Here is a 20,062-nt window from a genome sequence, read left to right as displayed (position 1 = left end):
AATGTTTTCCTTTGCTATCGGCGCTTAAGCGGCCAGTTCGATCTTGTCGTTCGCTTCTTCCATGCTCGAGTTGTGCATCTCCTCGAGGGCGCGCTTGTAGTCGGTCGGGAACACCTTGACGAACTTGCTGCGGCTGTTGGCCCAGTCGTCCAGCAGATTGCGCGCGCGCGTGCTGCCGGTATGCTTGAAGTGACGCTCGATCAGGCGGCGCAGGATGACTTCGTCGCATTCGCGCTCGCCATTGCGGGTCTGGCTGTGCCAGACCGCCGGGTCGCACTGCTCCTTGGCCGACAGCACCGGTTCCAGGTTGACCATCGTGGTATTGCAGCGGCCCGCGAACTCGCCCTTCGGATCGTAGACGAAGGCCACGCCGCCCGACATGCCGGCCGCGAAGTTGCGTCCGGTCTCGCCCAGCACCACGACGGTGCCGCCGGTCATGTATTCGCAACCGTGGTCGCCGCAGCCCTCGACCACCGCGATGGCGCCCGAGTTACGCACCGCGAAGCGCTCGCCGGCCACGCCGTTGAAGAAGGCTTCGCCCGAGATCGCGCCATACATCACGGTATTGCCGACGATGATGTTGTCCACCGCCCAGCCGCGGAACTCGGTGTTCGGGCGCACGATGATGCGGCCGCCCGACAGGCCCTTGCCGACGTAGTCGTTGCCTTCGCCGACCAGGTCGATCGTGATGCCGCCGGCCAGGAAGGCCGCCGCCGACTGGCCCGCCGTGCCCTGCAGCTGGATGTGGATGGTGTCGTCCGGCAGGCCGGCATGGCCATAGCGCTTGGCGACTTCGCCCGAGAGCATGGCGCCCACCGTCCGGTTCAGGTTCTTCACCGGCGAGATGAACGAGACGCGCTCGCCCTTTTCCAGCGCGGCTTTCGCTTGCGCGATCAGCTTGTGGTCCAGCGCCTTGTCGAGACCGTGATCCTGCTCGCCCGTGTGGTACAGGGCGCTGCGACAGTCGACCTGCGGCTGGTAGAAGATGTTCGAGAAGTCCAGGCCCTGCGCCTTCCAGTGCTGGACCGCCTTCGACTTGTCGAGCAGGTCGGCGCGGCCGATCAACTCGTCGTAGCTGCGGATGCCCAGCTGGGCCATGATCTGGCGCGCTTCCTCGGCGACGAAGAAGAAGTAGTTCACCACGTGCTCGGGTTTGCCCTGGAACTTGGCGCGCAACACCGGATCCTGCGTGGCCACGCCCACCGGGCAGGTATTCAGGTGGCATTTACGCATCATGATGCAGCCCTCGACCACCAGCGGCGCGGTGGCGAAGCCCACTTCGTCGGCGCCCAGCATGGCGGCGATCACGACGTCGCGGCCGGTGCGCATCTGGCCATCCGCCTGCACGCGGATGCGGCTGCGCAGGCCGTTCAGGACCAGGGTCTGCTGGGTCTCGGCCAGGCCGAGCTCCCACGGCGTGCCGGCGTGCTTGACCGAGGACAGCGGCGATGCGCCGGTGCCGCCGTCATGGCCGGCGACCACCACGTGGTCGGCCTTGGCCTTCGAGACGCCGGCGGCGACGGTGCCGATGCCGACTTCCGACACCAGCTTGACCGAGATCGAGGCGCGCGGATTGGCGTTCTTGAGATCGTGGATCAGCTGGGCCAGGTCTTCGATCGAATAGATGTCGTGGTGCGGCGGCGGCGAGATCAGGCCGACACCCGGCACCGAGAAGCGCAGGGACGCGATGTATTCGGACACCTTATGGCCCGGCAGCTGGCCGCCCTCGCCCGGCTTGGCGCCCTGCGCCATCTTGATCTGGATCTGGTCGGCCGCGTTCAGGTATTCGGCCGTGACGCCGAAGCGGCCCGAGGCCACCTGCTTGATCTTCGAGCGCAGCGAATCGCCCTCTTCGAGCGGGATGTCGACCATCACGCGGTCCTTGCCCAGCACCGAAGATAACGTTTCACCCTTCTTGATGGCGATGCCCTTGAATTCGTTCAGGTAGCGCGATGGGTCCTCGCCGCCTTCGCCAGTATTGCTCTTGCCGCCGATGCGGTTCATCGCGATCGCCAGCGTGGCGTGGGCTTCGGTGCTGATCGAGCCGAGCGACATCGCGCCGGTGGCGAAGCGCTTGACGATCTCTTTCGCCGGCTCGACTTCCTCGATCGGGATCGCCTTGTCGCGGTCGATGCGGAATTCGAACAGGCCGCGCAGCGTCAGGTGACGGCGCGTCTGGTCGTTGATCAGCTGGGCGTACTCTTTATAGGTCGAGAAGTTGTTGGCGCGGGTCGAGTGCTGCAGCTTGGCGATCGCGTCCGGCGTCCACAGGTGGTCTTCGCCGCGCACGCGGAAGGCGTATTCGCCGCCGACGTCCAGGCTGTTGGCCAGCACCGGATCGTTGCCGAAGGCCAGGGCGTGCAGGCGCAGCGCTTCCTCGGCCACTTCGAACAGGCCGATGCCTTCGACGTTCGACGAGGTGCCCTTGAAGTACTTGTCGACCAGCGATTTGTTCAGGCCCACGGCTTCGAAGATCTGGGCGCCGCAGTAGGACATGTAGGTGGAGATGCCCATCTTCGACATCACCTTCAGCAAGCCCTTGCCGATCGCCTTGATGTAGTTGTAGCTCGCGGTCTCCGCCGACATCTCGTGCGGCAGGCCGTGGGCCAGTTCGGCCAGGGTTTCCAGTGCCAGGTAGGGGTGGACGGCTTCGGCGCCGTAGCCCGCCAGCAGGGCGAAGTGGTGGGTCTCGCGCGCCGAGCCGGTCTCGATCACCAGGCCGGTGGAGGCGCGCAGGCCCTTCGCCACCAGGTGCTGGTGCACGCTGGACGTGGCCAGCAGCGCGGGGATGGCGACCAGGTCGGGCGACAGGCGGCGATCCGACACGATCAGGATGTTGTGGCCCGACTTGACCGCGTCGACCGCTTCGGCGCACAGCGAGGCGAGCGAGGCTTCGATGCCTTCCTTGCCCCAGGCGACCGGATAGCAGATGTTCAGCTCATAGGCCTTGAACTTGCTGCCGGTGTGCTGGCCGATGGCGCGCAGGCGCGCCATGTCGTCGAAGCCGAGGATCGGCTGCGACACTTCGAGGCGCATCGGCGGGTTGACGTTGTTGGTGTCGAGGATGTTCGGCTTCGGGCCGATGAAGGACACCAGCGACATGACCATGCTTTCGCGGATCGGGTCGATCGGCGGGTTGGTCACTTGCGCGAACAGCTGCTTGAAGTAGTTATACAGCGGCTTGAGCTTGTTCGAGGTGACGGCCAGCGGCGAATCGTTGCCCATCGAGCCGGTGGCTTCCTCGCCCAGCACGGCCATCGGCGCCATCAGGAATTTCAGGTCTTCTTGCGTGTAGCCGAAGGCTTGCTGGCGGTCGAGCAGGGTCAGGGGCTGCTTCTCGCCTTGCGCGTCCTTGGCGCGCGCGGCCATCAGCTGCGATTCGGACAGCTTGATTTCACCCAGCTTGATGCGCACCGACTTGATCCAGGCTTTATAGGGCTTGGCGTTGGCGAAGCTGTCCTTCAGTTCCTTGTCGTCGATGATGCGGCCGGCTTCCAGGTCGATCAGGAACATCTTGCCCGGCTGGAGGCGCCACTTCTTGACGATGCGCGATTCGGGGATCGGCAGCACGCCCGATTCGGACGCCATGACGACCAGGTCGTCCTCGGTGATGACGTAGCGCGCCGGACGCAGGCCGTTGCGGTCCAGGGTGCCGCCGATGTGGCGGCCGTCGGTGAAGGCCATGGCGGCCGGGCCGTCCCATGGCTCCATCATCGCCGCGTGGTATTCGTAGAAGGCGCGGCGGTTGTCGTCCATCGCGGTGTGGTTTTCCCAGGCTTCCGGGATCATCATCATCATCGCCTGGGCCACCGGATAGCCGGCCATTACCAGCAGCTCGAGCGCGTTGTCGAAGCAGGCGGTGTCGGACTGGCCTTCGTAGATCAGCGGGAACAGCTTGTTCAGGTCGTCGCCCAGCACGGCCGACTTGAGCGTGCCTTCGCGTGCGCGGGTCCAGTTGAAGTTGCCCTTGACGGTGTTGATCTCGCCGTTGTGGGCGATCATGCGGTACGGGTGGGCCAGCGGCCACTCGGGGAAGGTATTGGTCGAGAAGCGCTGGTGGACCAGCGACAGGGCCGAGATGCAGCGCGGGTCCTGCAGGTCCTTGTAGTAGACGCCGACCTGGTCGGCCAGCAGCAGGCCCTTGTAGACGATGGTGCGCGCCGACATCGACGGCACGAAGAATTCCTTGCCGTGCAGGAGTTTCAGGGCCTGGATCGCGTGGCCGGACGATTTGCGGATGACGTAGAGCTTGCGCTCGAGCGCATCGGTGACCATGATGTCCGGGCCGCGGCCGATGAAGATCTGGCGGATCACGGGTTCCTTGGCGCGCACGAAAGGCGACATCGGCATGGTCTCGTCGACCGGCACGTTGCGCCAGCCCAGCACGACCTGGCCTTCGATGCGCACGGCGCGCTCGATTTCCTGTTCGCAGGCGATGCGCGAGGCGTGCTCTTTCGGCAGGAACACCATGCCGACGCCGTATTCGCCGGGCGGCGGCAGTTCGACGCCCTGCTTGGCCATCTCGTCGCGGAAGTACTGGTCCGGGATCTGGATCAGGATGCCGGCGCCATCGCCCATCAGCGCATCGGCGCCCACCGCGCCCCGGTGGTCGAGGTTCTTCAGGATCTGCAGACCCTGTTCAATAATCGAGTGACTCTTGTTGCCCTTGATATGGGCGATGAAGCCGACGCCGCAGGCATCGTGTTCATTGGCGGGATCATACAAACCTTGGGCAATCATGAGACATTCTCCACAACTTTTCGGGGGTCGAACGCCGAGAATAGTGCACTGCAAAATGCCTCGTCAACCAGAATAATTAGGGTCAGAGTCGAATTGTTTGACAACTTTTTGTCTCGACGATTAATTGGGGACAGAGTCAATCACGCCTGTTCAGAATCAGTTGGTTTGACACTAAGTCGTTGATCCTAATAGGATTTTGGGCAAAAAAACGGCACGAATAACCGCGCCGTTGTGTCAGGAATTGTGCGCCTCAGGCTGCTGAAAGCGGCGGTAACGGCGGATTGAAGGGGCGTCCGCGCTTGGCCGGCAGGATCTGGCGTTGCGTTTTACGCTCGAGTTCGGTCTTGAAGGAGAGCGAGCCGAGCGGCTGGTTCTTGAGGATCGCGATCGTGATGAAATCGACCTCTTCCGTGCTGAGGCCTTGCCGGACCATGTCGATATACGCCGCCTCGCGCTGGAACGGCGTGTTGCCCAGTGCCCAGAACAGCGGATGATCGGCGACCAGGGTGTCGGTGCGGATGCCGGCGTGGTGGGCGTAGCTGGACCAGGGATAGTCGTCCGGCGCCACCGTGAGCTGCGCGCGCACCGGATTGAGCTCGATATAGCGGCTGCAGGTCATGAAATAGCGGTCCGAATCGATCAGCGAGGTGCGAAAACGTCCTTCGAACAGACCGCCGCTGCGCTCGTACTTGAGATTGAACCAGGGAACGTAGAGCCGGCCCACCTTCTGCATCATCAGCGCCAGGCCGGTGGCGTCGCTGGGCGTGGCCAGCAGGTGCAGGTGGTTCGGCATCAGGACATAGGAGTGGATCGCCACGTCGTAGAACCTGGCGCCTTCCTTGAGCCAGACCAGGAAGCGTTGGTAATCGGCCTCTTCACGAAAGATCACCTGGCGGTTATTGCCGCGCTGGATGACGTGGTGCGGTTGCTCGGGAACGATGAGTCGGGGTTGGCGTGCCATGGCGTCTGCTCAAATGTTGAGCAGCGATTTTACAGCACAAATCGACTCTGTCCCCAATTAATCGCAAGCGGCGGCAAAAATAGGCTGACTCTGTCCCCATTTATTGGACACACAAGCCAGGAGCAATCGAAGTCACGCAATGTTGAGTAAAACTGAGTAAAGACGGCAAGATTGCCAAGGAAATTGGCCAATAATTCGACGCTGACCCTAATTGTCCGAGCGGCTATTGGCCAATAATTCGACGCTGACCCTGATTAGGAGAGGGTGAAGCCGGCGGAGAGGCTGTAGCCTTCGCCGTAGGCGCTGCGCAGGGGGAGGTCCTGGCCGAGGCCGGAACGGGCTTTCTTGCGCAGGCGGTAGACCAGCATGTCGACCCGGCGGCTGGCGTCCGGGTCTTCGCCGCCCATGCCTGCCACGATCACGTGGCGCGGCACCGGACGGGTATTGATCGTCAACAGGTGCAGGAAATTGCACTCTTTTTCGGTCAGGTCGATCACCTTGCCCATCAGCTCGAGCTGGCGCGCGCTCACGCGCAGGGTCCACTTGCTCGGCGTCGGGACCGGATCGGGCGGACGCACGCGCCGGTCCAGGGCTTCGATGTGGGCCGCCAGTTCGGGGAACTTGATCGGCTTGGTCAAATAATGGTCGGCGCCCAGGCGCAGGCCCAGGATGCGGTGGTCGAACGCCACCCGGCCCGTCAGCACCAGCAGGCCGATCTCGGGATACAGCTGGCGCATGCGCGGAATGACATTGAAACCGTCCTCGTCCGGCAAGCCAAGGTCGAGCACGACCACCGCGGCCGGGGTGCGCGTCAGCGCCGCCCACATCTCGCTGGCGGTCCTGGCGATCGTCACTTCATGGTCGAGCTCCTTCAGGAACTCGGCCATGTCGTCGGCGTATTCGCCATTGTCTTCAACAATCAGTATCTGCGTCATTCCTTGGCCGTAGTGTTCTTTAACCCGACAATGATACCAATGGTAGCGTTATCCTTGCCGGGTCGCGGTCCGATTATCGTTGCTGAGGCGGTCTGAAGCAAGGAGTTGTTCCTCTATAACTCCCTAAAGGCTCAAAGCAGGCATCCATAAACGGAATTCGGCGCCCGCCCCTTCCTCTCCCGGCGCCAGGCTCAGCACACCGCCATGCACCTCGACGATCGAGCGCGCCATGTACAGACCGAGGCCGCTGCCGGGCAGGCCGGCGGCGTTGCGGCCGCGGTAGCCCTTGTCGAAGACCCGCGCCACGTCCTCCGGCGGCACGCCGGCGCCGCCGTCCAGCACCGCCAGCTCGACCCCGCCGCCGCTGCGCCGCGCACGCAGGATCACGGGCGCCGACGGCGGCGAAAACGCCAATGCATTATCGATCAAGACCTTGAGCGCCAGGCGCAGGCCTTCCGGCTCCCCGCGCAGGGTCAGTGGCAGTTCTTCCAGCCGCAGCGCGGCTTCGCGGCCGGCCGCGCGGATCTGGACGGCGCCGCTGTCGACCAGGTCGCGCACGGTGATCGTGTTCGGCTGGCGCGCGCGGCCGAGCGCGGCCATGCGATCCGGCGACAGGTATTCGTCGAGCATCCCGATCAGGCGGTCGACCGCGGCGCCGATCTTGCGGTAGCGCGTGCGCGTGGGCTCGTCGGCGTGGCTCGACGTCGCCTCGAGGCGCTGGATGGCGCCGTCGATCGTGGCCAACGGGGTGCGGAATTCATGATTGAGCATGCTGGCAAAACGCTTCTGCTCGCTTTGGTGGGCGCGTCGCGCCGACAGGTCGCGCAGCAGCCCGACCAGGGTCGCGCCATGGTCGGCAGCACCGTCGGCAGAGCCGTCGACCAGGGCCGTGGCCAGGCCTTCCAGCGCCAGCGGCCGGCCCTCGGCGTCGAACAGGTCGAATTCGCGCTGGCTGCGCGCGCCGGGCGCGCCGCCGGCCGCCTCGCGCAGCCAGGCCGCGAGCGGCGCCAGGGGCGAGACGGCGTCGCCGTCGAGCGCACGCTGCAGCGCCTCGCGGTCGAAGCCGCTCAGTGCGCCGAAGGCGGGGCTCAGATACATGAAGCGGTGCGCCGGCAGCGCGATGGCGAAGGCGACATCGCCGCCCAGTTCGGCGATCGCGCGGAACTGCCCGGCCGGCAGCGCATCGTCGTCGGGGCGGCCCGCGATGGGAGGGGAGCCTGGCGACGAGGCGGCGGCATGGGGGCTGGACTTCATCGGGCTCTTTCTTGACCAACTAGCAAGGATGTCAGGTTTACCACCAAGTATACAGCCATGAAACAGTGTTTGTGAAATATCTCTCGATGGGCACGCCATGATTCGGGCCAGGCCCGGGCCAAAGGCCGCCCGCGCAAAGAAATGCGCCATGTCCCGGCGAGTTGAGGGATAATTCGCGCACCATGAACGATACCGCAACCCTCCCCCCGCTCCCAGACCGGCTGTCGATCGATCCGAGCAGCCCTTTCCACAACCGTGACGTGTTCCAGCGCGAAATCGGCATCCGCTTCAACGACAAGGATCGCTACGACGTCGAAGAATATTGTCTCAGCGAAGGCTGGATCAAGGTCGCCGCCGGCAAGACCCTCGACCGCCGCGGCAAGCCGATGCTCATCAAGCTCAAGGGCAAGGTCGAAGCCTTCTACAAATAAGCTGTCTTGACAGCGTCGCACGCGGCCTTGCGCCGCGTGCTTTCTTTTCGGCCGCGCTCACGCCAGCGAGCGCGGCCCCATCCAATCAGTCGTCCAGCGGCGCGAAGATCGCCTGCAGGTCTTCCTGCGTCAGCGCCATCTTCTGCGATTCGCCTTCGGACAGGATCGACTGCGCCAGCTCCGACTTCTTCTGCTGCAGCTGCTGGATTTTTTCTTCCAGCGTGCCTTTCGCGATCAACTTGTACACGAACACGGGCTTGTCTTGCCCGATGCGCCAGGCGCGGTCGGTCGCTTGGTTCTCGGCCGCCGGGTTCCACCACGGGTCGTAGTGGATCACGGTGTCGGCCGCTGTGAGATTGAGTCCTACACCGCCGGCTTTCAGGCTGATCAGGAAGATCGGCACCGCGCCTTGCTGGAAGGCCGCCACCTGGGCCGAGCGGTCGCGCGTCTCGCCGGTCAGGATCGCGTACGGGATGTTGCGCGCGTCGAGTTCTTCCTCGATCAGGCCGAGCATGCTGGTGAACTGCGAGAACACGAGGATCTTGCGGCCCTCGCCCAGCAGGTCTTCGACCATCTGCATCAGGTCCAGCAGCTTGGCCGACACGGCGGCCGTGTTCTTCTTGGACGGCATCGCCTTCACCAGGCGCGGATCGCAGCAGACCTGGCGCAGCTTGAGCAAGGCCTCGAGGATGACGATCTGGCTGCGCGCCACGCCCTTGCGGTCGATCTCGTCGCGCACCTTCTTGTCCATCGCCAGGCGCACGGTCTCGTACAGGTCGCGCTGCGGGCCGGCCAGCTCGATGCGGCGCACCATCTCGGTTTTCTCCGGCAGCTCCTTGGCCACATGGTCTTTCGTGCGGCGCAGCAGGAAGGGACGGATGCGGCGGTTCAGCAGGGTGCGGCGCACCGGGTCGTCCTGGCGCTCGATCGGATGGCGGAACTGCGTGTTGAAGGTCTTCTCGTCGCCCAAGAGGCCCGGGAGCAGGAAATGGAACTGCGACCACAATTCGCCCAGGTGGTTCTCGAGCGGGGTGCCCGACAGGCACAGGCGATGGCGGGCGTCGAGCGAGCCGGCCGTCTGCGCCGCCTTCGAGCGGGTGTTCTTGATGTAGTGCGATTCGTCGAGGATCACCAGGTGATAGTGGTGCTTGCGCAGTTCTTCTTCGTCGCGCGGCAGCAGCGCATAGGTGGTCAGGACAATGTCGGCGTCGTCGATCTGGTCGAACAGGTCCATGCGCTCCTTGCCCTGCAGGAGCAGCACCTTGAGGCTCGGCGCGAAGCGCGCGGCTTCGTCGAACCAGTTGGCCATCAGGCTGGTCGGGGCGATCACCAGCGCCGGGCTGGTGAGACGGCCGGCTTCTTTCTCGGTGAGGATGTGGGCCAGCGTCTGCACCGTTTTACCGAGACCCATGTCGTCGGCCAGGATGCCGCCCAGGTCGTACTCGCGCAGGAACTGCATCCACGACAGGCCGTCGAGCTGGTAGTCGCGCAAGGTGGCCTGCAAGCCGGCAGGCGCCTCGACCTTCTTCACGGCCCCGAACTGGCTCAGCTTGCGGCCGGTCTCGCGCAGGCGCTCGCCGCCGGTCCAGCGCAGCTCGACGCCGCGCGCCAATTCTTCGAGGCGCGCCGCATCGAGGGTCGACAGGCGCAGCTTGCCCTTGATCTTGTCATTGAAGTACAGCTCGCCCAGGGTGGCGAGGATCGGCTTGAGGCGGCCCCACGGCAGCGCCACGCGCACGCCATCGGGCAGGACGGCCAGCATCTGGTCGGCCTCGGCATGGGCGGCCAGCACGTTTGGATCGAATTCGAGCGGCGCGCTGCGGATCAGCTGCACCAGCACCGGCAGCAGCGGCACGCGCTTCTTCGCCACCACGATGCCCAGCTCCAGCTCGAACCAGGCGTTGCCTGCTTCGGCCGGCTCGTCGATGTCCGCATACCAGTCTTCGACCGGTACGACGTCATACCGATACTTGTTCGATTTCTGCAGGTGCCAGCCGGCGTCGGACAGCGCGTCGACGTCGTTCTCGGCAAAGCGCAGCCAGTGCGCCTGGCTTTCGAGCTGCAGCGCGCCGGCCATGGCGTTGAACGGGGCGGTGGCCGGCTTGCGGAAGCCGATCTCGCCCAGTTTATCGAGGGCGTCGCTCTCGGCCTTCGGGTCGCGCTCGATGATTTCGGTGAGGTCGCCGATCTGGCGCACCACGCGCTGCGACGGGTCGAACGAGACGCGCTGGCCGTCGTAGTCGAAGGCCAGCACGGCGAAGTCTTGCCAGCGCGTGACGTTGCCGTCGGCCAGCTGCACGGCGTCGAGCAGCAGGTGCGGAATCGGCTTGACGTCATTGCGCAGGCGCTGGGTCAGCGGCTGCGGCAATGGCATCAGCTGCTGCAGGCCGTGGGCCAGCAGCAGCTGCGAGACGCGTTTTTTATCGGTGCCGGTCAGGGCCGGGGCTTGCGCCACCAGGGCCTGCAGTTCGGCCAGCGAGATGTCGATGCCGCCGCGATTGAGTTCGAGCGGCCCGCAGGACAGGTTGTCGATGTACCACGGCGGATCGGTCGGCAGCATGTAGTCGATCTGGTCGGCCGCGCTGTGGGTGGCGGCGCCACCGACCGGCTCCACCGACCATCCGAGCTTGGACACGCGGCCTTCGTCGCGCCAGGCCAGGCTGGCCAGGCGGGTCGGGCCACCCTGCAACGGATAGACAAGGCCGCTGGCCATGTCGGACCACGAGTTCGCCCACAGCAGCTTGCCCTGATCGAGCAGCATCTGCAGCAGGATCGCGCCCACCTTGCCCTTGGGTTCGGTGGCGCTGGTGCCCTGGGCCGACCCGCTGCGCATGGCGATGAAGAAGCGCACCAGGTCGACGTCATCGCCTTCGAGGTAGGCGGGCGGCGCCGACAGCAGCGAGAACACTTCGCTGACCGGGCTGGCCGCGGCCACGTCGCCGTTCGGACGCAGGCGCGCCTTGCACAGGCACAGCGCGACGTGGCGGCCGCCGCTGGTGGGCGCCATGACATAGACGAACTTGTATTGCGCGGCCTTGGGGTCGACGACTTCATCGGTCAGCTTCGGCTGGGGGTGGGCCGCGGCCTCGACCCGTTGCAGCCAGCTCACCACCGGCGCCGGAAGGGCCGGGGAACGTGCGGGAGCGCGGACCGGAGGTGCGTCGCTGGCTTTCTCGCGAAGATAATCGACTGTGGTCATTGGGTCTCGTGGCTTCGTATCAAAAAAGGCAATAAACGGCATTATCTCGCATACGATCACTTCCGTTTTGTTCGGAATCGCACGTAGCGGACAAATCTCATCCGTGCGCAGTGCGCACGCTTTCTCGTCAACCGGTTATTCTCTCATGTCCGCGACACGCTGTCAAGACTGGCGCATCGTCGATGAGCGCGTATCATTGGCCGCTTGATCTTCGATACAACGATTCACATGCTGCCCTCCATCGAACAACGCCTCGCCCAAGAACTCGCCGCCCGCCCGGCCCAGGTGGCCGCCGCCATCGCCTTGCTCGACGAAGGCGCCACCGTGCCCTTCATCGCCCGCTATCGCAAGGAAGCCACGGGCGGTCTCGACGACACCCAGCTGCGCCTGCTCGAAGAACGCCTGCGCTACCTGCGCGAGCTCGAAGACCGGCGCGCCACCATCGTCGCGTCGATCACGGAACAGAACAAGATGACGCCCGAACTGATGCAGGCGATCGCCATGGCGGAAGATAAAACCCGCCTCGAAGACCTGTACCTGCCCTACAAGCAGAAGCGCCGCACCAAGGCCCAGATCGCGATCGAGGCCGGCCTGGCGCCGCTGGCGGATAGCCTGCTGGCCGATCCGACCCTGAACCCGGAAGAAGTGGCAAACGGCTACCTGCGCGAGGCATTCACCAATGCCGACGGCGGCGCCAACCCCGGCGTGCTTGACGCCAAGGCGGCCCTGGACGGCGCGCGCCAGATCCTGATGGAGCGTTTTGCGGAAGACGCCGAACTGCTGCAATCGCTGCGCGAGTACGTGCAGGAGCACGGCGTGGTCGAATCGAAGGTCGTCGCCGGCAAGGAAGACGAGGGCGAAAAGTTCGCCGACTACTTCGACTACAACGAGCCCCTGGGCGCCGTGCCGTCGCACCGCGCGCTGGCCCTGCTGCGCGGCCGCCGCGAGGGCGTGCTGGACGTGAGCCTGCGCCTGGATTCGGAACCCGAGAAGCCGAAGTGGGATGCGCCGCTGAACCCGTGCGAGGGCCGCATCGCGGCGCGCTTCGGCATCAAGGCGCAAGGCCGCCCGGCCGACAAGTGGCTGCAGGACACCGCGCGCTGGACCTGGCGCGTGAAAAGCTTCATGCACCTGGACACCGAGTTGATGGGCGCCCTGCGCGACAAGGCCGAACTGGACGCGATCGGCGTCTTCGCGCGCAACCTGAAAGCGCTGCTGCTGGCGGCGCCGGCCGGCCAGCGCGCCACCATGGGCCTCGATCCGGGCCTGCGCACCGGCGTGAAAGTGGCCGTGGTCGACGCCACCGGCAAGGTGGTCGACACCGCCACCGTCTATCCGCACCAGCCGCGCAACGACTGGCATGGCGCGCTGCACACGCTGGGCCAGCTGGCGGCCAGGCACAAGGTGTCGCTGATCTCGATCGGCAATGGCACCGGCTCGCGCGAGACCGACAAGCTGGCGCAAGACCTGATCAAACAGAATCAGGAACTCAAGCTGACCAAGATCGTGGTCTCGGAAGCGGGCGCCTCGGTGTATTCGGCGTCCGAGTTCGCGTCGCGCGAGCTGCCCGACATGGACGTGTCGCTGCGCGGCGCGGTCTCGATCGCGCGCCGGCTGCAGGATCCGCTGGCCGAACTGGTCAAGATCGATCCGAAGTCGATCGGCGTCGGCCAGTACCAGCACGACGTCTCGCAGACCCAGCTCGCGCGCTCGCTCGACGCGGTGGTCGAGGATTGCGTGAACGCGGTGGGCGTGGACGTGAACACCGCCTCGGCGCCGCTGCTGGCGCGGGTGTCGGGCCTGTCGAACACGGTGGCCCAGGGCATCGTGGCCTACCGCGACGCCAACGGCGCGTTCGCCTCGCGCGCCGCGCTCAAGAAGGTGCCGCGCCTGGGCGACAAGACCTTCGAGCAGGCGGCCGGCTTCTTGCGCATCGTGAACGGCGCCAATCCGCTGGACGCGTCGGCGGTGCACCCGGAATCGTATCCGGTGGTCGAGAAGATCCTGGCCGACGTCAAGCGCGACGTCAAGTCGCTGATCGGCGACGGCCCCTTGCTGAAAGCCCTGTCTCCGTCGAAGTACGCGGACGAGAAATTCGGCGTGCCGACCGTGAGCGACATCCTGAAGGAGCTGGAAAAGCCGGGCCGCGACCCGCGTCCGGAATTCACCACCGCCACCTTCAAGGAAGGCGTGGAAGAGATCTCGGACCTGCGTCCGGACATGATCCTGGAAGGCGTGGTGACCAACGTCGCCGCCTTCGGCGCCTTCGTGGACATCGGCGTGCACCAGGACGGGCTGGTGCACATCTCGGCGCTGTCGAACACCTTCGTGAAGGATCCGCATACGGTGGTCAAGGCCGGCCAGGTGGTCAAGGTCAAGGTGCTGGAAGTCGACCCCAAGCGCAAGCGCATCGCGCTGACCATGCGCCTGGCGGACAGCGCGCCGCAGGCGGGTGCGCGGCCTGAGCAGCGCGGCGATCGTAGCGACGCCAAGCGCGTGGCCCAGCACCAGCGCCAGGAACGTTCGGCGCCGCCGTCCAACAATGCGATGGCGGACGCCTTCGCCAAGCTGCGCGGAAAATAAGCGGATGCCGCGGCTGGCCAGCGTCGATCCGGACAGCCCCGATGCAAGGCAGCTGATCGCCGAGCTCGACGCGGCGCTGGCCGCCATCACGGGCGACAGCGGCGCCTCGTCGTTCGATCCGCAGGATTGCCGTGGGGCCGGCGCGGTCTTCGTGATCGCCTATGACGCGCAAGGCGTCGCGGTCGGCTGCGGCGCGCTGCGATCGCTCGAAGGCGAGGTGGGTGAAATCAAGCGGATGTATGCGCGTGCCGGCAGCAGCGCCGGCGCGCCCATTCTGGCCGAGCTGGAACGGCGTGCCGCTGCCTGCGGCTACCGCCGATTATCGCTGTCGACGCGGCGCGTGAACGTGCGCGCGGTCGACTTCTATGAACGGCACGGTTACGTGGAAATGCCGCCTTACGGCCGCTACGTCGGCCGCGCCGTGTCGATCTGCCTGGGCAGGCAGCTGTGAGCGCTCATCTTGTGAGCGCTCATCTCAGGCGTGCTTCATGAACATGCCGATCAGGTAGACCGTCAGGCAGCCGAAACCGATCAGGAGCATGCGCGCCTGCGGGATGGCCGGCAGGCCGGTCTTCTTGATGTGCACGGCATCGCGCACCAGCAGCACGGCATACACGAGGGCCGCCACGCCGGACAGGATGTCGCCCACGCTGGAGCGTGTGACGCCGCTATAAATGTTCAGCAGGCCGGGAATGCCCAGCAGGGCGGCGATCACGAAGTTCATGTTCGGCGATGGTACGCGCGGGCGGGGTTGCTGCATCGTTACTCCAATAATCTGAATGACAAACCGGGCGATCATACCGCAATGCCGGCCGCATGCCGTCACATCCCGGGCAGTCTCAGGGTCGCGCCCTGGGTCATGATCTTCACCAGGAAGCTGCCGACGAAGGCGCCGAAGCAGATGTAGCCGATCAGGGTGACGCGCGGCGACGCCAGCAGCGCCGTGCGGCCGGCCCGGCGCTGCAATGCGCACCAGGCCAGGTACAGCGCCATCATCAGCGGCCCGAGCGCGAAGAAGATGCCGGCGAACCAGCCACGCGAGAGGGCGCTGGCGATATCGAACAAGGCGGGCAGCCCCAGCACGGCCGCGAACACCCACATGGCCACTGGGGGCAAGGTAGCAAACGTCTTCATCGTGTTTCTTGGTAATCTTTAACTGGTCGATGATACCGCAGACCACCGGCGGTCGACGGCGATATGAACTTGGCCCACCACCTGCGTGGGGGCGACTTGGCCAACTTTGTCGGCCAAGTCGTTATAGAATGTCGCCATCTACTTATTCCTTTTCTTCAAAGGCAAAATCAAATGAGCGACGTGCAAACCTGGATCAAAGAAACCGTGACCTCCACCCCGGTCGTGCTGTTCATGAAGGGCACCGCCCAGTTCCCGCAGTGCGGCTTCTCGGGCCGCGCCATCCAGATCCTGAAAGCCTGCGGCGTTGACAACGTTGCCACCGTCAATGTGCTGGACGACGCCGAAGTTCGCCAGGGCATCAAGGACTACTCGAACTGGCCGACCATTCCCCAGCTGTACGTGAAGGGCGAGTTCATCGGCGGCACCGACATCATGAACGAGATGTACGAATCCGGCGAACTGCAGACCCTGCTGAAGAACGGCTGAGCGCATGGCCGAACGTCCGCGCCGGATTATCATCGCCATCACCGGCGCGACCGGCGCGACCTACGGCGTGCAGCTGCTGCGGCGGCTGCACGGCGCCCCGGGCGTCGAGACCCACCTGGTCGTTTCCGACGCCGCCTCCCTCACCCTGCACCAGGAACTCGGCCTGCAGCGGCGCGACGCCGAAGCGCTGGCCCACGTCGTCCACCGCAACCGCGACGTCGGCGCCTCGATCGCCAGCGGCTCGTTCCAGACCGACGGCATGGTGATCGCCCCCTGTTCGATGAAAACGCTGGCAGCGGTCGCGCATGGTTTTTCTGACAACCTTGTGACACGCGCGGCCGACGTGATCCTCAAGGAACGCCGGCGCCTGGTCCTGATGGTGCGCGAAACGCCCTTCAACCTGGCCCACTTGCGCAATATGACGGCCGTGACCGAAATGGGCGGCATCGTCTTCCCTCCCCTGCCCAGCTTCTATCATCGGCCGGCGACGATCGCGGACATGGTCGAGCACACGGTGGACCGTGTCGTGGATTTATTAGGGATAGAGAATGCCCAGGCCGCCCGCTGGGGCGGCATGAAGGGCGAACAAGACGCCTGAACGCGCGCCAGCGTCCTGCCGGCGCACGCGTTCAGCGTTTGTCGTCGTACTTGTCTTGGGACTTCTTCAACTCGCGCGCCTCTTCAAGCATTCGGCGCCGGGCATTGCGTTCTCGCATGACCTCGGCATGACGCGCTGCCGTCATGGGGGGCGCCGTCATCAAATCCTTGAGCTGGGCGGTATTGGCGTAGTTGTTTCGCATGCGTCAGCTGCTCCTGGGTAGACCTGGGGCGGTGGCGGACATGCTGCCACCTGAACAGATTATGACCCAGCTGCGGCCGTTTGTGCGGCCCGGCATGACGAAAAGTGCAAGCCCCTGCGGGGCAGGCTTACTTTGCTTCCGCTTTCTGGTGGTTCATGCGCACCAGCATGCGGATGAACTCGCGCGCCAGCTGGCGGTGGTGTTCATCCAGGCGCTGCAGGTCGGCGATCAGTTTGACGTCGGCCGATTCGAAGCGAGCGCCACCACCGTTGGCGGCGTCAAGGCTGGCGGCCTGCTCGGCGCCGCCGAAGCGCAGCCAGTCGGCCGGCACGCCCAGCCACTGGGCGATCATGCGCAGCTTTTCCTGGGTGGGAATGGCTTCGCCTACCAGCCATTTACGGGCCGCGTGAACCGTGATCGGACGGCCTTCGAAGCGGATATTAAATTCTCGGGCAAGGCGGGTCGGACTGTCGGGCGAGTAGTGTGCGTTCTTCAGGGCCTGCTGCAGTCGCTCACTGAAGCTCTCCCGTTCATTCGTTGAATTCATCGTGATACTGGGTTGTTGAGACTGGACGGGCGGCTTCTCCATCCCTTGCGGATGAGAAGCCATGGGGTCCAAATCATACAACTAAAATGTAACAATGATGTGGTTTTTTAAGAGTTTTTACGCTCAGTGCAACTAATACCCAACAGCAATACAGCCAAGTAGGATTTCCACAAAATTTTCTATTATTCGAAATGAATAAGTCTACGCACCATTACTTAGACAGGATGACTGGAATGCACGTACCAAAAAAATTGTATCCAATGGTTACAATTTAAATGTTAGATTTGTTGAAATCTCACTACGCCGTCGTGACCAATCATGCGGCGTAGGCGACCGTCGCGCCACAGCTTGTGCAGGTGGGCCAGCGCCTCGCCCAGCGCAAAGCTGAGCTGGTGCGCGTCGAGCGGCCTCCGGAACATGATCGGCACGATGTCGGTCGCCGAGCGTGGCGCGGCGCAGGCCGCGATCACCTCGGCCAGGCGCGCCGTGTGGTGCTCGCGCAGCTGGGCGATGCGGGTATGCAGGCCGCGGAAGGGCTTGCCGTGCGACGGCAGCACCAGCACGTCCTCGGGCAGGTCGGCGAATTTCGACAGTGAGTCGAGATAGAGCTGGAGCGGATTGCCCTCGGGCTCGACCGCGAATACCGAGACATTGGTCGAGATCCGCGGCAACACCATATCGCCCGAGACCAGCACGTTCAGCGCCGCGCAGTAGAGCGAAGCATGTTCCGGCGAGTGGCCGAAGCCGGTGATCACGCGCCACGCCTGGCCGCCGATCGTGACGACCTGCCCATCCTGCAGCCGGGTATAGGCTTGCGGCACCGACGGCACCAGCGAAGGATAGTAATTGCGGCGGCTGCGCATCTGGTCCAGCATCGCCGCATCGACCAGGCCGTGGCGTTCGAAATGGGGAATGGCCGACGGCCCATCCACGCCCGGCAGCGCCGCCGCCATCATGCGCATGAAGCCGAACTCGCCGGTGGTGGTCCAGAACGGCGCCCCAAAACGCGTGCACAGCCAGCCGGACAGGCCGACGTGGTCGGGATGACAATGCGTCGCGATCAGGCGCAGCAGCGGCCGGCCATCCAGCCCCCCGGCCAATACCTGTTCCCAGGCGGCGCGGGTGGCGTCGGTGCTGGCGCCGGTATCGACCAGGCTCCAGCCGCGCCGCTCCTCGAGTTCGTCTTCCAGCAGCCACACATTGACATGGTCCAGCGCAAACGGCAACGGCATGCGCGCCCAGCGCAGGCCCGGCATGACCTCGTGCACGGCGCCGGGAACAGGGATGGTGTCGCCAAATGGATAATCCAGCTGGGCTTCGAGGGCATTCATGGCATTCTTTTCATTTTCCGGGTCGGTGGACCGCGCTACAATGTGGCGAAACCGACAGTTAACGTAAACGGCAATCACGGTATCATTTTTCGATTCTAAGCGATTCCGCCAGCGTTTCCCAATTGCCTTAAATCTCATGCCCACTACCTATACCATTGCCGAACTGGCGCGCGAATTCGACATCACCGCAAGGGCGATCCGTTTTTATGAAGACCAGGGCCTGCTCAGCCCCAAGCGCGAAGGCGTGGGCGGACGCAACCGCGTGTACACCCCGCGCGACCGCACCCGCCTGAAACTGACCCTGCGCGGCAAGCGCCTCGGCCTGACGCTGTCCGAAATTAAGAGCATCGTCGACATGTATGAGTCGCCAAGGGACACCGTGGCACAGATCAACCGCTTCCTGGGCGTGCTGGCCCAGCAGCGTCTGACCCTGGAACAGCAGCGCGCTGACATCGAGATGGCGCTGGAAGAGATTTCGGCCCACGAGGAAGAATGCCGTCGCCTGCTGAGCGAGGACGAGGCGGCGCGCGACACGGCGTGACATTCGCCTGGTCCGCGGCAAGGCCTGCAGTGATTCAGCCGATCAAAAGTGGTTGATCAACTCAACTGTCGCAGCACGAAGACATTCAATCCGCAATGGCGATCGACGCCGTGCGGATTGCATGCATGCTGTTCAGGGTTCCGGTTCCAGGAGTCGGAACGATCTCGTGGGCTAGGGAAGCACTGATTTATTCTGGCGGGCTGCGATCGGTCACGAAAAATGTGCCCGGCAAGGCGCAAACCGCAGCGATACCGCGTGGTATCGCGAGGATTTGCAACGCCGCAGGGCGCATTTTCTCGTGGACGAGCGCGCCGCCATGAATAAATCAGTGCTTCCCTAGATATTGAAGCATCCCCCCGCCCATCCTGAATTAGCCTTGCGGAATTCGGCGAGCGCCGTCCGGCATTGACCCAATGTCGCGTATTTCCCGATACTCTTGAGATTCTGATTATTGCTCTGCCAAACCTTCAATTCGTAATGCGCCGTATTGGCGAACGCAAAGGTGGCACTCGTTGACAGCAATAGGATAAGCAATAGCGTTTTCATGGTTTGTCTCCAGCTATGATTGGCAGCCATCAGAACTTTGTACGCGACAGAATTTCCTCGACCTCCTTCCCATTATTCCCCCAGTTCGGCGCCCAGACCGCGGCGCGACCCGGACCATGCCTGCTCCCCTGTCGAGCGCATTGTTCTGGATTCGCCGGGAGCATCACCAAGGCTTCGCGAGCGCTGAACGGGCAATAAGATCCAGCAAAGAAAACAACCACATATTGCCATGGAAAAATCTTTATTTTTCATCCGCGGCGATATGATGGAATGCGTTGTTTGAGGATAACAACAAAGGCGACTCGATGGCTACGTTATGGTGTAAATACCACATTTAACATTTATCAATCTGCCCCATTCCTTTTCTGCCTTTTAAGAATTGTAGAATCGCCGTTTTCTTCCTTATTCAATAACCAGACATTTATTCTTGGTGAATGCATGTATTGTCATTCTCATCAGCGTGAGATCCGTGCTGGTGCGGCGGGTTGGTCGTCGGTTGAAGAGGCTGTCGTAGGCGACTTCACTTTACGTTTACGTTAACGTAACAGGCGAGTATGATATTCCTTCACTGGCT

General features: G+C 63.9%; 17 protein-coding genes. 6 read left to right on the top strand and 11 right to left on the bottom strand.

From position 1 onward, the window contains the following. Positions 1 to 24: 24 nt before the first annotated feature. The 4 genes from LO55_RS07665 to LO55_RS07650 form a co-directional block, all read right to left on the bottom strand. On the bottom strand, positions 25 to 4,740 hold the full coding sequence (locus tag LO55_RS07665) for a glutamate synthase-related protein (RefSeq protein ID WP_071361031.1): 4,716 nt from the start codon (positions 4,738 to 4,740) through the stop codon (positions 25 to 27). Between the two features lie 250 nt (positions 4,741 to 4,990). Continuing rightward, positions 4,991 to 5,701, bottom strand: coding sequence for a transposase (locus tag LO55_RS07660; RefSeq protein ID WP_005664365.1), 711 nt, complete (start codon positions 5,699 to 5,701; stop codon positions 4,991 to 4,993). A gap of 254 nt (positions 5,702 to 5,955) precedes the next feature. Then, entirely contained in the window at positions 5,956 to 6,636 is a 681-nt protein-coding gene (locus LO55_RS07655) for a response regulator transcription factor (RefSeq protein ID WP_005664361.1), read from the bottom strand. Positions 6,637 to 6,759: 123 nt separating this feature from the next. Then, positions 6,760 to 7,890 carry a sensor histidine kinase gene (locus LO55_RS07650; RefSeq protein ID WP_071361030.1) on the bottom strand — a complete coding sequence of 377 codons (1,131 nt, stop codon included), beginning with the start codon at positions 7,888 to 7,890 and terminating at the stop codon, positions 6,760 to 6,762. A 182-nt stretch (positions 7,891 to 8,072) separates the two neighbouring features. On the opposite strand from LO55_RS07650, the gene LO55_RS07645 reads away from it, so the two are divergent. After that, positions 8,073 to 8,321 (top strand): DUF3297 family protein, encoded by a 249-nt coding sequence (locus LO55_RS07645; protein ID WP_005664358.1) that lies wholly within the window; start codon positions 8,073 to 8,075, stop codon positions 8,319 to 8,321. Between the two features lie 85 nt (positions 8,322 to 8,406). Here LO55_RS07645 and LO55_RS07640 read toward each other — a convergent pair whose 3' ends face one another. Beyond that, entirely contained in the window at positions 8,407 to 11,520 is a 3,114-nt protein-coding gene (locus LO55_RS07640) for a DEAD/DEAH box helicase (RefSeq protein WP_071361029.1), read from the bottom strand. A 228-nt stretch (positions 11,521 to 11,748) separates the two neighbouring features. Between LO55_RS07640 and LO55_RS07635 the strand changes: the two genes are divergently transcribed. Both LO55_RS07635 and LO55_RS07630 read left to right on the top strand, forming a co-directional pair. Continuing rightward, complete coding sequence (locus LO55_RS07635; RefSeq protein WP_071361028.1) at positions 11,749 to 14,103, top strand: Tex family protein; 2,355 nt, start codon at positions 11,749 to 11,751, stop codon at positions 14,101 to 14,103. 4 nt (positions 14,104 to 14,107) lie between these two features. Further along, positions 14,108 to 14,554, top strand: coding sequence for a GNAT family N-acetyltransferase (locus LO55_RS07630; protein ID WP_071361027.1), 447 nt, complete (start codon positions 14,108 to 14,110; stop codon positions 14,552 to 14,554). 24 nt (positions 14,555 to 14,578) lie between these two features. On the opposite strand, the gene LO55_RS07625 is transcribed toward LO55_RS07630, so the two are convergent. Both LO55_RS07625 and LO55_RS07620 read right to left on the bottom strand, forming a co-directional pair. Then, positions 14,579 to 14,863, bottom strand: coding sequence for a hypothetical protein (locus tag LO55_RS07625; RefSeq protein ID WP_005664350.1), 285 nt, complete (start codon positions 14,861 to 14,863; stop codon positions 14,579 to 14,581). A 62-nt stretch (positions 14,864 to 14,925) separates the two neighbouring features. Beyond that, positions 14,926 to 15,237: a hypothetical protein gene (locus tag LO55_RS07620; protein WP_005664348.1), complete on the bottom strand. Its 312-nt coding sequence runs from the start codon at positions 15,235 to 15,237 to the stop codon at positions 14,926 to 14,928. Positions 15,238 to 15,408: 171 nt separating this feature from the next. Here LO55_RS07620 and grxD point away from each other — a divergent pair, with 171 nt between their 5' ends. Together grxD and LO55_RS07610 are read left to right on the top strand one after the other, a co-directional pair. Then, complete coding sequence (gene grxD / locus LO55_RS07615) at positions 15,409 to 15,723, top strand: Grx4 family monothiol glutaredoxin (protein ID WP_005664345.1); 315 nt, start codon at positions 15,409 to 15,411, stop codon at positions 15,721 to 15,723. 4 nt (positions 15,724 to 15,727) lie between these two features. Then, positions 15,728 to 16,321, top strand: coding sequence for a UbiX family flavin prenyltransferase (locus LO55_RS07610; RefSeq protein WP_071361026.1), 594 nt, complete (start codon positions 15,728 to 15,730; stop codon positions 16,319 to 16,321). A gap of 31 nt (positions 16,322 to 16,352) precedes the next feature. Here the strand turns inward: LO55_RS07610 and LO55_RS26640 are convergent, their stop codons facing one another. The 3 genes from LO55_RS26640 to LO55_RS07600 all read right to left on the bottom strand — a co-directional run bounded on the left by LO55_RS26640 (position 16,353) and on the right by LO55_RS07600 (position 18,401). Further along, a complete protein-coding gene (locus LO55_RS26640) occupies positions 16,353 to 16,523 on the bottom strand; it encodes a hypothetical protein (RefSeq protein WP_005664342.1) in 171 nt (56 codons plus the stop codon). 127 nt (positions 16,524 to 16,650) lie between these two features. Then, complete coding sequence (locus tag LO55_RS07605; RefSeq protein ID WP_040775023.1) at positions 16,651 to 17,070, bottom strand: hypothetical protein; 420 nt, start codon at positions 17,068 to 17,070, stop codon at positions 16,651 to 16,653. Between the two features lie 278 nt (positions 17,071 to 17,348). Continuing rightward, positions 17,349 to 18,401, bottom strand: coding sequence for an MBL fold metallo-hydrolase (locus LO55_RS07600; RefSeq protein ID WP_005664338.1), 1,053 nt, complete (start codon positions 18,399 to 18,401; stop codon positions 17,349 to 17,351). Positions 18,402 to 18,537: 136 nt separating this feature from the next. Here LO55_RS07600 and LO55_RS07595 point away from each other — a divergent pair, with 136 nt between their 5' ends. Then, positions 18,538 to 18,942: a MerR family transcriptional regulator gene (locus LO55_RS07595; RefSeq protein ID WP_005664336.1), complete on the top strand. Its 405-nt coding sequence runs from the start codon at positions 18,538 to 18,540 to the stop codon at positions 18,940 to 18,942. A gap of 336 nt (positions 18,943 to 19,278) precedes the next feature. Here LO55_RS07595 and LO55_RS26265 read toward each other — a convergent pair whose 3' ends face one another. Beyond that, a complete protein-coding gene (locus LO55_RS26265; RefSeq protein ID WP_005664334.1) occupies positions 19,279 to 19,488 on the bottom strand; it encodes a hypothetical protein in 210 nt (69 codons plus the stop codon). Between the last annotated feature and the right edge of the window lie 574 nt (positions 19,489 to 20,062).

This window comes from Massilia timonae, from assembly GCF_001866515.1.
GTDB lineage: Bacteria > Pseudomonadota > Gammaproteobacteria > Burkholderiales > Burkholderiaceae_D > Telluria > Telluria timonae.
Note: the sequence above shows the minus strand (reverse complement) of the source record. Positions and strands in the feature narration are given on the sequence as shown.

What these genes read in the sequence shown, in the direction of transcription:
- LO55_RS07665 (WP_071361031.1), bottom strand. Translation starts at nt 4,740, where the DNA reads ATGATTGCCCAAGGTTTGTATGATCCCGCCAATGAACACGATGCCTGC.
- LO55_RS07660 (WP_005664365.1), bottom strand. Translation starts at nt 5,701, where the DNA reads ATGGCACGCCAACCCCGACTCATCGTTCCCGAGCAACCGCACCACGTC.
- LO55_RS07655 (WP_005664361.1), bottom strand. Translation starts at nt 6,636, where the DNA reads ATGACGCAGATACTGATTGTTGAAGACAATGGCGAATACGCCGACGAC.
- LO55_RS07650 (WP_071361030.1), bottom strand. Translation starts at nt 7,890, where the DNA reads ATGAAGTCCAGCCCCCATGCCGCCGCCTCGTCGCCAGGCTCCCCTCCC.
- LO55_RS07645 (WP_005664358.1), top strand. Translation starts at nt 8,073, where the DNA reads ATGAACGATACCGCAACCCTCCCCCCGCTCCCAGACCGGCTGTCGATC.
- LO55_RS07640 (WP_071361029.1), bottom strand. Translation starts at nt 11,520, where the DNA reads ATGACCACAGTCGATTATCTTCGCGAGAAAGCCAGCGACGCACCTCCG.
- LO55_RS07635 (WP_071361028.1), top strand. Translation starts at nt 11,749, where the DNA reads ATGCTGCCCTCCATCGAACAACGCCTCGCCCAAGAACTCGCCGCCCGC.
- LO55_RS07630 (WP_071361027.1), top strand. Translation starts at nt 14,108, where the DNA reads ATGCCGCGGCTGGCCAGCGTCGATCCGGACAGCCCCGATGCAAGGCAG.
- LO55_RS07625 (WP_005664350.1), bottom strand. Translation starts at nt 14,863, where the DNA reads ATGCAGCAACCCCGCCCGCGCGTACCATCGCCGAACATGAACTTCGTG.
- LO55_RS07620 (WP_005664348.1), bottom strand. Translation starts at nt 15,237, where the DNA reads ATGAAGACGTTTGCTACCTTGCCCCCAGTGGCCATGTGGGTGTTCGCG.
- grxD (WP_005664345.1), top strand. Translation starts at nt 15,409, where the DNA reads ATGAGCGACGTGCAAACCTGGATCAAAGAAACCGTGACCTCCACCCCG.
- LO55_RS07610 (WP_071361026.1), top strand. Translation starts at nt 15,728, where the DNA reads ATGGCCGAACGTCCGCGCCGGATTATCATCGCCATCACCGGCGCGACC.
- LO55_RS26640 (WP_005664342.1), bottom strand. Translation starts at nt 16,523, where the DNA reads ATGCGAAACAACTACGCCAATACCGCCCAGCTCAAGGATTTGATGACG.
- LO55_RS07605 (WP_040775023.1), bottom strand. Translation starts at nt 17,070, where the DNA reads ATGAATTCAACGAATGAACGGGAGAGCTTCAGTGAGCGACTGCAGCAG.
- LO55_RS07600 (WP_005664338.1), bottom strand. Translation starts at nt 18,401, where the DNA reads ATGAATGCCCTCGAAGCCCAGCTGGATTATCCATTTGGCGACACCATC.
- LO55_RS07595 (WP_005664336.1), top strand. Translation starts at nt 18,538, where the DNA reads ATGCCCACTACCTATACCATTGCCGAACTGGCGCGCGAATTCGACATC.
- LO55_RS26265 (WP_005664334.1), bottom strand. Translation starts at nt 19,488, where the DNA reads ATGAAAACGCTATTGCTTATCCTATTGCTGTCAACGAGTGCCACCTTT.